Here is an 11,139-nt window from a genome sequence, read left to right on the forward strand (position 1 = left end):
ACGAACTGCGCGCGCTCAACGACAACTGCGGTGCCTTCCTGCTCGCACTCGAAGCACGCGAACGCGAGCGCACGGGCATCGCCAACCTGAAGGTCGAATATAACCGGGTGCATGGCTTCTACATCGAGGTCAGCCACGCCAATGCGGCCAAGGTGCCGGACGATTATCGCCGGCGGCAGACGCTGAAGAATGCCGAACGTTACCTGACACCCGAGCTCAAGGCCTTCGAGGACAAGGCCCTGTCGGCCCAGGACCGCGCGCTGGCGCGCGAGCGGCAGCTCTACGACGGCGTCCTCGCCGCGCTGCAGGACGAGCTCGCCGAACTGCAGCAGATCGCCCAGGCGGTGGCCCAGCTCGACCTGCTGACCGGTTTCGCCGACACCGCGCGACTGCGCAATTATTGCCGACCGCTGTTCTCGTCCGAGCCGGGCCTGCTGATCGAAGGCGGCCGGCATCCGGTGGTCGAGGGCCAGCTCGCCGGCGGCGAGACCTTCATCGCCAACGATTGCCGGCTGACCGACGAGCGGCGCCTGCTGCTGATCACCGGCCCGAACATGGGTGGCAAATCGACCTACATGCGGCAGACCGCCCTGATCGCTCTGCTCGCGCACATCGGCAGCTACGTGCCGGCGACCTGCGCCGTGCTGGGTCCGCTCGATCAGATCTTCACCCGGATCGGCGCGGCCGACGATCTGGCCGGCGGGCGCTCGACCTTCATGGTCGAGATGACCGAATCCGCCGCCATTCTGCATCACGCGACCGAACGCAGCCTGGTGCTGATGGACGAGGTGGGGCGCGGTACCTCGACCTTCGACGGAATGGCGCTGGCTTTTGCCATCTGTCGCCACCTGATCGAGAAGAACCGCAGCCTGACGCTGTTTGCCACACACTACTTCGAACTGACCCTGCTCGCCAACGAGTACGCCGAGCTGGCCAATGTGCACCTCGACGCCATCGAGCACGGGCAGAGCATCGTTTTCCTGCACGCAGTCGAGGAAGGGCCGGCCAACCAGAGCTACGGGATTCAGGTCGCGGCGCTGGCCGGCATCCCGGCTGCCGTGCTGAAGGCCGCCCGCCGGCAGTTGCGCGAGTTCGAACAACGCGCCTCGATCAACCCGTTGCAGCCGGATCTCTTCGCCGCCGCCTGGTCGAGCGCCGTCGAGGCAGGCGAGCCAGCGACCCATCCGGCGGTGGACCGGCTGCTCTCGATCGATCCCGATCGACTGACCCCGCGCGAAGCGCTGGACGCCCTCTACGAACTGAAATCCCTGCTCCAATGAATACCCGCCCCCTGCTGCCGAAACTCCTTGCCGCCGTCAGCGGGCTGCTGCTGGCCTGCGCCCTGCACGCCGAGACCTGGCGCTTCGCGGTGATCGGCGACACCCCGTACAACGACCACGAGGTGGCACAGCTGCCGCGCCTGCTGGACCAGATCGCCGCCCAGCACCCGGCATTCATCGTACACGCCGGCGACTTCAAGGACAGCCGGATGGTGTGCAGCGACCAGACCTTCCGTGCGCGCCGCGATCTCCTCGATGCCTCGCCGCTGCCGCTGATCTACGTGCCCGGCGACAATGAATGGACCGACTGCCGGCAACTGGTGGCCGGCAACTTCGACCCGCTCGAACGACTGCAGAAGCTGCGCGAGCTGTTCTTCGCCGAGCCACGCTCGCTCGGCCGGAGCAGGCTGTCGGTCGAGCAGCAGCCCGGCAGCCACCCCGAGCACCTGCGCTGGCAACTCGGTCCGCTGCTCTTCGTGTCGCTCAACGTGCCGGGTCCCAACAACAACTATGGCATGGAGAACACGCCGAGTGACGAGTTTCTCGTCCGCAACCGGTCGGTCGTCGACTGGCTGCGCCAGGCCTTTGCCAGGGCGCGTCACGGGCAGCTTGCCGGCGTGGTCATCGTCATGCAGGCCAATCCGTCCTTCAAGCACCATGCGGCGGGACTGACGCACGCCGGCTTCCGGGAACTGCTCGATACGCTGACCGCCGAAACCATTGCCTTCCCCGGCCAGGTTCTGCTGATCCACGGCGACACCCACTGGCAACGCATCGACCAGCCGCTGCGCCACCCGACGACCAGGCAGCCACTCACCAACTTCACCCGGCTGGAAACCTTCGGCTACCCCTTCATGGGCTGGGTGAAGGTCATCGTCGATGACCAGCAACCGCAACTCTTCCGCTTCGAAGTGCACCCCTATCCCGCCAACCGCCCCTGACGAAGCATCAACGGGTCGACAGGAACGCGGGCAAGCCCTAGACTTAAAAAGCTTTGTCGAAACGGCTTTGGCGCATCGGGAGGGACTGATCATGAAGCTGATCTGCTGGCTGCGGGTTGTGCTGGCCTTGCTGTTCTTCGTTGCGGCACCGCTGCCTGCCGCCGACATCGTCATCGGCCAGGTTGCGGCCTTCAGCGGTCCCCTGGCACCGACCGGCACGCACATGCGCGCCGGCGCGCAACTCCATTTCGACGCGGTGAACGCCGAGGGCGGCATTCACGGCGCCAGGATTCATCTGGTGTCCGCCGACGATGGCTACAGGACCGAGCAAACGGTGCGCTTGGCGCGCGAGATGCTCCGCCAGTCGCAACCGCTGGCCTTCATCGGATTCGTCGGCACCGGCAACGTCGAGGCGATGATCGAGCAGAAGGTACTTGCCGAAGCCGGCATTCCACTGATCGCCGTACGCTCCGGCGCCGAAACCCTGGTGCGCAGGAACGACCCCTTCCTGTTCATGACGCGCGCCAGCTATGCCGAGGAAATCGACAGGATCACCGATCAGTACGCCACCACTGGCTATACCCGTTTCGCCGTGCTCTATCAGGATGACCCCTTTGGGCAGGGAGCGCTGCAAAGTGCGGAACAATCGGTCAGGAAGGCCGGCGGCACGCTGGTCGCCAAGGGTTCCTATGAAAAGAACACGACCAACGTCGCCGCCTCGGTGAAGAGCATCGCTGCCGCTGAACCGCAGGCAGTGATTCTGATCGCCAATACGGCAGCCAGCGCCGAGTTCCTGAAACAGTCACGCGAAGCCGGCAATCTGGCCCAGTATGTCGCGCTGTCGGTGACCGACGCCGGCCAGGTGGTGCAGCGCATCGGGGCCGACAAGGCCGAGGGTCTGGCGCTCACCCAGGTCGTTCCCGATCCGAACAACCACACCGTTGCCCTGATCCGTGAAGTACAGAGCCATTTCGCGAAGTTCAGGCCGAAAGACGTGACGCTCAATCACACCTTCGTCGAGGGCTACCTTGGCGCCAAGGTACTGGTCGAAGCGCTGCGCCGGGCCGGCCCGAACCCGACGCGCCGCAAGCTGCGCGACACGCTGGAAGGAATCTCGAACTACGACGCCGGCGGCGTCTTCATCAGTTTCTCGCCCAGGCGACACGCCGGCTCGCGCTATGTGGACATCACCATTCTCAATCGCAGCGGCAAGCTGCTGCGCTGACCGGTTGGCGCGGTGCTGCAGGCAACGCGGCGTCCGCCGCGCCACTCAAGCGAACGCGGCACGCCAGACCTCCAGGAGCAGGCGAACGGCGCCGCCGATGAGCAGGGCGACACCCACCGAGAGGCCGATCGAAAACCCGGCCTGCCGCCCGCCGATGGTTCTCAGCATCACCGCGAAGGTCGACACACAGGGAACATAGAAGGTGATGAAGACGAGGAAGGTGGCGATCTGCACCCGGTCGAGCAAGGGAACGATTTCCATCGTGCCGAGCGCCTGATAGACCATCAGCAACGACAGCTCCTTGCGCAGGACACCAAACAGGATCGGCACGCCGAGCAGCACCGGCAATCCCAGCCACCAGTGGGTAATCGGCGCGAGCAGGAAGTTGATCCACTCGTCGGCGCCGAAGTGGCCGAGCAGCGCCAGCAGGACGCTGCCGGCCACCAGCAGCGGCGTGACGATGGTCACGATGTCGCTGGTGCGCTCCCAGGTTTTCGCCAGCAGTGCCCGCCAGCGCGGCAGCACATAAGGCGGAATCTCGAGGATCAGCCCCGCCGCGACGTTGGCATAGCGCCTGGCCAGCAGCCCGCCCAGCACGGTGAGGACGACAAAGGTCAGCGCAAAGATGGCGAAGACGCCCAGCCCGCCGAGATACTTGCCGCCCATCGCGAGAATGATCGCCGAGCGTGCCGAACACGGAACGAAGGCCAGCAACAGGGTGGCAACGATACGGTCCCTGCCGTGACTGGTCGCCGCCACCATCGAAATGGCCGGCACATTGCAGCCGAGCCCGACGAGAAAGGGTGCGGCCACCCCGCCGTGCAGGCCGATGTGGTGAAAACCGCGATCGACGACGAAAGCGACCCGGTGCATGATGCCCGACTCTTCAAGCGTCACCAGCAGCAGCACCAGCGGCAGCATGTAGGGAATGACGATCGCCACCAGGCCGATCAGCCCGTCGACCACCGCCCGGCCGACGACACCGGCGGTGGACTCCGGCTGCCACTGTTGTGCCCATTCGACCAGCGGCGCAGCGGTCCATGCATCGAGCGTCGTGCTGACCTCGAAGACCATCAGCAGGACCAGCGCGAAAACCAGCGTGCTGCCGATCAGTCCCCAGCGTGGATGCAGGAAGACGCCATCGAGCAAACGCGGCCAGCGCCCGGCGTCGGCTGCGCCACCATAGCGGGTGACGTTCTCGAACAGAAGCGCCGCCCGATGGTGCCGGTCGGCATGCAGTTCATCGGACAAGGGTCGCGGCAGGCGGCGCTCGGCGGCACGGCGCGCGGCGAGCACGGCGGGCAGCAGTTGCGGCAGGTGGCAAGCGAGCTCCTGCAGAAAGTAGTCGTTGTTCTCGGCCAACTGCATGAGCAGGAAGGCGCGGGGGACGCGGAAGGCTTCCTCGACCGCCGGCTGGTCGAGTAGTTCGCGCAGCGGCTCGAGGGCGCTGGCGATGTGCGGGCTGGGCGTCTGCGCGAGGGGGAGCGTCCGGTCGCGCGCCACGGCAAGGGCGGCGGCAAACAGCTCGGTAACGCCCAGTCCCATGTGCGCCACGGTCGGCAGAACCGGTACCCCGAGCCGTTCCGCAAGAGCCGGAGCGTTGACATAGAGCCCCTTGCGGCGCGCCTCATCGATCCGGTTGAGGGCGATCACCAGCGGTTTGCCGAGCAGGCTCAGTTCGAGCGTCAGTTCGAGGTCGCGCGGCAGTGCCGTCGCATCGACCACCTGAATCAGCACGTCGGGCGGGTTGAAGGGCACGGCCGGCTGTTCCGCTTCGTGGGCAGCCACCGGCGGCCAGCGGTCGCCCCAGAGCAGATACTTGAGCAGCAAGCCGTCGCGTTCGCTCAGCGAATGCAGCGAATCGACCGCCGGCAGGTCGACCAGCGACAGTTGCTCCAACCCGATGTCGACCAGGCACTCGTCGTAGGCATCGCCGTCGCGCAGCAGTTTCCGGTGCTGCGGCGAGGTGCTCGAGGCGGCCAGAAACAGGCTGCTCCTGCCGGTACGCCGGCGACCCACCAGCGCCACGCGTGCCCGCCGCTTGCCGCGCAGCAGCGGTTGCGGCAGGACGATGGTCGAGATTCCGGCGTTCACGGCGCGCTCCGTCGGTCGATGCCGGCAGGACAGCCGCCCCGGCAGCCGGCCGGGCGGGGCGGCTGCCAACCGGGGCAACGGCGCAGATGGCGCGCCTGGCGGCAAGATGGCGGCAAGAACCCGGCCCTACCAGCCGCCGCCGGCGACCGGCTCAGTCCTCGTCGTCATGACCATCTTCGTGCGTATGGCCATGACTGATTTCCTCGGCAGTGGCCGGGCGGACAGCGGTTACCGTGCAGGTGAAGACCAGCGCCATGCCGGCCAGCGGATGGTTGCCGTCGAGCACCACCTTGTCGCCGGCGATTTCGGTCACCCGATAGACCAGAACGTCGTCGTCGTCCTCGTCGGCACCCTCGGGGATGCCTTCGAACTGCATGCCGACCTGCAATTCCTCGGGAAACTGGCTACGCGGTTCGAGCTGGACGAGCGCCGCATCGTACTCGCCGAAGGCGTCGTCGGGCTGCATCCTGACCACCACCGACTCGCCGATTCGCCTGCCCTGCACGGCCTCCTCGATCATCGGGAAGATGTCGTCGTAGCCGCCGTGCAGATAGATCAGCGGCTCCTGGCCGGGATCGACCAGTTCGCCATCGAAATCGCTGACGCTGTAGTCGAGGGTGACGACGGTATTCTTGGCAACTTGCATGTTCATGAATTGAGTTCCTTGACCGCGCGCAGCATTTCCAGCGCGTGGCCCTTGGCGTTCACCCCGTACAGCGCGAGCCGGAGAACGCCTTGTTTGTCGATGACAAAAGTCGAGCGCACGATGCCGTACTTCGTGACACCATTCACCTCTCTCGCCTGCCAGACACCGTACTGTTCACACGCCAGGCCATCGGCATCGGACAGGAGACACACCGAGATGCCGTGCTTGTCGCGGAATTCGGCGTGCTTGATGCAGTCGTCGCGGCTGATGCCGATGATCTGGCAGTCGAATCGCGCGAACTCATCTTCGTGGTCGGAGAAGTCGGTGGCCTGCAAGGTACAGCATGGTGCGTCATCTCTTGGATAGAAAAAGAGAATGACATTGTTCCTGCCCTGAAACCGGGCGATATCGATGAGTTCCATATCCGCATCGGGGAGGACGAACGTTGGCGCTGCCTGTCCTGCTTTCAGCATGGTACCCCCTCAAAGACCCCTCCCGAGCGCACGAAAGCGAGCGGGCGGAGCAGATTCTAACCAAGCTTCCGGCATCTGACTACCGGAAAGAGGCCGCCGAATGCCGCTACAATCAACCTTTCCATGCGCCACGCGTCCACCCGATGCCGGGCAGGATACCCTCCCGCTACCGCACACCGCAAACCCGGAGAAGCCATGAACGCCCTGTCATCCAGCCGCCCAACCCTGCTCCTGCTGGCCCTGCTGCTCGCCACGCCGGTGCCGGCCGCCCCCTCGGCCCCGTCCGACAAGAAGACGACGATAGACCTCGCCGCCGAAGCCAGCCGGCCGGCAGCCAACGATCTGGCGCGCGCCACGGTGTTTGCCGAAGCCAGCGGCGCGACACCGGGCGAACTCGGCAAGCGGGTCAATGCCCTGATCGCCGACGGACTGAAGACCGCCAAGGGATACGCCGGCGTCAGGGTACAGAACGCGGCGACGCACACCTATCCCGTGTACGGCAAGACCAACCGGATCGAAGGCTGGCGCATGCGCTCGGACCTGACGCTCGAGTCGGCCGATACGGCGGCGCTCTCGGAACTGCTCGGCAAGCTCCAGGCAAACATGGGGATCGCCAGCCTGAGCATGCTGCCCGCACCGGAGACGAGAAAGCAGGCGGAGAACGAGGCGATGGTCGATGCCGTTGCCGCCTTCAAGGCGCGCGCCGGGGTAATTGCCGGCACCCTGGGCAAACCCTACCGCATCAGGCACCTGTCGATCAACAGCAGCGCTCGCCCAGTGGGACCGCCGCTCATGCGCGCAGCCGCCCCGGTCGCGGCGGAAGGCGCGCTGCTGCCGGTCGAAGCCGGGGAGAGCGTGATCAGCATCAGCATCACGGGCCAGATCGAACTGACCGAATAGGCGCCGCCGGGCACGGCGGGCAGGCCCGCCCGGCGATCCTCGCTAGGGTCTGGCCGGCCTGACCGGGGCCGACGCCGCGGTCGCCGGCTTGCCCGGCGGCGGCGGGGGCGTGCCGGCCGGCTTCACGGGGGGCAGCGGCGTCGGCGCCTTGTCGCCGGTCGGCTTGTCGGGAATCTGCACGAAGACTTCGCCCTGCTTGACCATGCCGAGTTCGAAGCGCGCGCGCTCCTCGATTGCATCGTAGCCCTGTTTGAGGTCGCGCACTTCCGCGTCGAGCCCCGCATTGCGCAGTTCGAGGGTCTGGTTGGTCTCCTTCTGCTCCTGCAACTGCCGGTCGACCTCCCAGACGCGCAACCAGCCGCCCTTGCCCAGCCACAGCGGATGCTGCAGCAGGACGATGACGACCAGCAGGACGATGGCGAGCCAGCGCACAGCGGGGGAGACAGCGAGGACGGTCAGGACAGATTGTAGAAGGCGTCGCGACCCGGGTAGCCAGCCGTGTCGCCAAGATCCTCCTCGATGCGCAACAACTGGTTGTACTTGGCGATGCGATCGGAACGGGACAGCGAACCGGTCTTGATCTGCAGCGCGTTCATCCCGACCGCGATGTCGGCGATGGTGCTGTCTTCGGTCTCGCCCGAGCGGTGCGAAATGACTGCCGTGTAGGCGGCCCGCTTGGCCATCTCGATGGCGGCGAAGGTCTCGGAGAGGGTGCCGATCTGGTTGATCTTGATCAGGATCGAATTGCCGATGCCCTGCTTGATGCCTTCCTTGAAAATCCGCGTGTTGGTGACGAAGACATCGTCGCCGACGATCTGCACCCCCTTGCCGAGCCGGCCGGTCAACACCTTCCAGCCGTCCCAGTCACCTTCCGCCATGCCATCCTCGATCGAGACGATCGGGAAGCGATCGGCCAGGTTGGCCAGGTAATCGACCAGTTCGTGCGAGCTCAACTGCAGGTTCTCGCCAGCCAGATGGTATCGGCCATCCCGGTAAAGCTCCGAAGCGGCACAGTCGAGACCGATCAGCACATCGTCACCAGGCCCGTAGCCGGCGTTCTCGATCGCCTGGATGATCAGTTGCAGGGCCTCGGCGTGGCTGCCGAGATTGGGTGCAAAACCGCCCTCGTCGCCCACTGCGGTGGAGAAACCTTTCTTGTGCAGCAGTTTCTTGAGGGCATGAAAAACCTCGGCGCCACAACGCAGCGCTTCACGGAAACAGCGCTGACTCACCGGCAGGATCATGAACTCCTGGAAATCCAGGCTGTTGTTGGCATGTTCGCCACCATTGATGATGTTCATCATCGGCACCGGCATCTGCATCGGCCCGGAACCGCCAAAGTAGCGGTAGAGCGGCAGGCCCGACTCCTCGGCGGCGGCCTTGGCCACCGCCATCGACACGGCGAGCATGGCGTTGGCGCCCAGGCGCCCCTTGTTGTCGGTCCCGTCGAGATGGATCAGGGTCTGGTCGATGAACGCCTGTTCCTGAGCATCCAGCCCGACGATCGCCTCCGAGATCTCGGTATTCACATTCTCGACCGCCTGCAGAACGCCCTTGCCGAGGTAACGGGCGGTATCGCCATCGCGCAGTTCGATGGCCTCACGCGATCCGGTCGAAGCGCCCGACGGCACCGCGGCACGGCCCATGACCCCGGATTCGAGCAGGACGTCGCATTCGACGGTAGGGTTGCCGCGCGAATCAAGCACTTCACGGGCGACGACATCAACGACAGAGCTCATGGTCTTTCCTTTATCTCAAATGTTAAAGCGGCAATCCCTCGACGACCAGCATGTTCATTTCCGCGACCCCCTGGCGAGCGGCCCTCGCCGCCTGGTACTCGGGCGAATCATAAAACCTCTTCACCTGTTCGAGCGAGTCGAACTCGACGATCACCAGACGTTGCGGCGGCGTCCAGTTGCCTTCGAGCACCGCGCTGCGCCCGCCGCGCGCCAGGTAGCGCCCGCCGTAGCGGGCGATCGCCGCCTGCGCCAGAAGCTTGTAGGTCTCATAGGCCACGGCATCGCCGACTCTCGCTTCGGCCAGCAGATAGGCCGCCATCAGGCGGTCTCCAGGCAAGGACCAGCCTTGACCAGGCGATCGAGCGCCACCAGGGTCTGCAGCAGGCCCGCCATGCGCGCGAGCGGCCAACTGTTCGGCCCGTCCGACCAGGCCAGTTCGGGGCGCGGGTGCGTCTCCATGAACAGACCGGCAATGCCGACGGCGACCGCTGCCCGCGCCAGCACGGGAACGAATTCGCGCTGCCCACCCGAGACGGAGCCCTGCCCGCCCGGCAACTGCACCGAATGGGTCGCGTCGAAAACCACCGGGCAGCCGCTCTCGCGCATGATCGCCAGACTGCGCATGTCGGCGACCAGGTTGTTGTAGCCAAAGGAAACGCCGCGTTCACAGACCATGATCGTGTCGGCCCCGGCCGCCGCATCGCGCGCCTTGCTCACCACGTGGCGCATGTCGCCGGGGGCGAGAAACTGCCCCTTCTTGATGTTGACCGGCTTGCCGGCCGCCGCAACGGCCTGGATGAAATCGGTCTGTCGGCAGAGGAAGGCCGGCGTCTGCAGCACGTCGACGACAGCGGCGACGGCCGCGATGTCCTGCTCGCGATGCACGTCGGTCAGCACCGGAACGCCGATCTGCCGCCGCACTTCCGCCAGCATGTGCAGGCCTTCGTCGATGCCCGGCCCGCGCGGCGAGCGTCCCGAACTGCGGTTGGCCTTGTCGTAGGACGCCTTGAAGAGGTACGGCATGCCCAGGCGAGCGCAGACCTCCTGCATCTGTCCGGCGACCTCGAGGCACAGATCGAGCGACTCGGCGGTGCACGGACCGGCGATCAGGAACAGCGGCTGATCGAGACCTGCCGTGAAGTGACAGAGCTTCATGCCTGAGCCCGGCAGGCGGCCGCCGCCTGGACGAAGGAGGTGAACAGCGGGTGGCCCTTGCGCGGCGACGAGGTGAATTCCGGGTGGAACTGACAACCGAGAAACCACGGGTGAGCGTTCGCCCCGTCCTTTGGCAGCTCGACGATTTCGCACAGCCGGGTGACCGGCGCCCGCCCGGAAACCACCAGCCCGCTCCGCTCCAGTTCCCCGAGCAGCCGGTTGTTCACCTCGTAACGGTGGCGATGGCGCTCGATGATCTCCGCCCGGCCGTAGATCGCCCGCGCCATCGTGCCCTCGCTCAACTGGCAGACCTGACCGCCCAGCCGCATCGTGCCACCCAGATCCGAATTCTCGTCGCGCAGTTCGAGCCGCCCCGAGGCATCCTGCCACTCGGTGATCAGACCGATCACCGGGTAGGGCGAAGCCGGGTCGAACTCGCTACTGTGGGCGCCGTCCATGCCGGCGACGTGACGGGCGAATTCGACGACCGCCAGTTGCATGCCGAGACAGATGCCGAGGAAGGGAATGCGCTGCTCGCGGGCGTGGCGGATCGCCGCGATCTTGCCCTCGGTGCCGCGCCGGCCGAAACCGCCCGGCACCAGGATGGCATCCATGCCCTGCAGCACCTGACAGCCGTTGCGCTCGATTTCCTCGGAGTCGATGTAGCTCACCCGGACCTTGCTGCG

The 11,139-nt window shown here is 65.9% G+C and carries 11 protein-coding genes and 1 pseudogene; 4 read left to right on the top strand and 8 right to left on the bottom strand.

Going from position 1 to position 11,139, the window contains the following annotated elements:
• From mutS to JNK99_RS10975, 3 genes are all read left to right on the top strand, one after another.
• On the top strand, positions 1-1,280 hold a 1,280-nt coding region (gene mutS / locus JNK99_RS10965), incomplete at its 5' end, for a DNA mismatch repair protein MutS (RefSeq protein WP_291852778.1).
• A complete protein-coding gene (locus JNK99_RS10970; RefSeq protein ID WP_291852781.1) occupies positions 1,277-2,221 on the top strand; it encodes a metallophosphoesterase family protein in 945 nt (314 codons plus the stop codon). The genes mutS and JNK99_RS10970, both read left to right, overlap by 4 nt.
• Positions 2,222-2,312: 91 nt before the next feature.
• The gene (locus tag JNK99_RS10975; RefSeq protein WP_291852784.1) at positions 2,313-3,446 is read left to right on the top strand and encodes an ABC transporter substrate-binding protein; all 1,134 of its coding nucleotides are present in this window, start codon (positions 2,313-2,315) and stop codon (positions 3,444-3,446) included.
• A 45-nt stretch (positions 3,447-3,491) separates the two neighbouring features.
• On the opposite strand, the gene JNK99_RS10980 is transcribed toward JNK99_RS10975, so the two are convergent.
• The 3 genes from JNK99_RS10980 to JNK99_RS10990 all read right to left on the bottom strand — a co-directional run bounded on the left by JNK99_RS10980 (position 3,492) and on the right by JNK99_RS10990 (position 6,659).
• On the bottom strand, positions 3,492-5,540 hold the full coding sequence (locus JNK99_RS10980; protein ID WP_291852787.1) for a nucleoside recognition domain-containing protein: 2,049 nt from the start codon (positions 5,538-5,540) through the stop codon (positions 3,492-3,494).
• Positions 5,541-5,691: 151 nt separating this feature from the next.
• Positions 5,692-6,186, bottom strand: a complete 495-nt coding sequence (locus JNK99_RS10985; protein WP_291852806.1) for a peptidylprolyl isomerase — start codon at positions 6,184-6,186, stop codon at positions 5,692-5,694.
• 2 nt (positions 6,187-6,188) lie between these two features.
• On the bottom strand, positions 6,189-6,659 hold the full coding sequence (locus JNK99_RS10990) for a peroxiredoxin (protein ID WP_291852789.1): 471 nt from the start codon (positions 6,657-6,659) through the stop codon (positions 6,189-6,191).
• A 195-nt stretch (positions 6,660-6,854) separates the two neighbouring features.
• On the opposite strand from JNK99_RS10990, the gene JNK99_RS10995 reads away from it, so the two are divergent.
• Positions 6,855-7,559: an SIMPL domain-containing protein gene (locus JNK99_RS10995; protein WP_291852792.1), complete on the top strand. Its 705-nt coding sequence runs from the start codon at positions 6,855-6,857 to the stop codon at positions 7,557-7,559.
• Positions 7,560-7,601: 42 nt separating this feature from the next.
• Here the strand turns inward: JNK99_RS10995 and ftsB are convergent, their stop codons facing one another.
• From ftsB to pyrG, 5 genes and pseudogenes are all read right to left on the bottom strand, one after another.
• A complete protein-coding gene (gene ftsB / locus JNK99_RS11000; protein WP_291852794.1) occupies positions 7,602-7,991 on the bottom strand; it encodes a cell division protein FtsB in 390 nt (129 codons plus the stop codon).
• 23 nt (positions 7,992-8,014) lie between these two features.
• On the bottom strand, positions 8,015-9,298 hold the full coding sequence (gene eno / locus JNK99_RS11005; RefSeq protein ID WP_291852797.1) for a phosphopyruvate hydratase: 1,284 nt from the start codon (positions 9,296-9,298) through the stop codon (positions 8,015-8,017).
• A gap of 22 nt (positions 9,299-9,320) precedes the next feature.
• Positions 9,321-9,617 (bottom strand): DUF1330 domain-containing protein, encoded by a 297-nt coding sequence (locus JNK99_RS11010; protein WP_291852800.1) that lies wholly within the window; start codon positions 9,615-9,617, stop codon positions 9,321-9,323.
• Complete coding sequence (gene kdsA / locus JNK99_RS11015) at positions 9,617-10,453, bottom strand: 3-deoxy-8-phosphooctulonate synthase (protein ID WP_291852803.1); 837 nt, start codon at positions 10,451-10,453, stop codon at positions 9,617-9,619. The genes JNK99_RS11010 and kdsA overlap by 1 nt, the downstream gene beginning before the upstream one ends.
• Positions 10,450-11,139 (bottom strand): annotated as a pseudogene (gene pyrG, locus JNK99_RS11020) (CTP synthetase); the annotation flags it as partial. The gene kdsA and the pseudogene pyrG, both read right to left, overlap by 4 nt.

It is taken from the genome of Accumulibacter sp. (assembly GCF_016789985.1).
Taxonomy (GTDB): Bacteria; Pseudomonadota; Gammaproteobacteria; order Burkholderiales; family Rhodocyclaceae; genus Accumulibacter.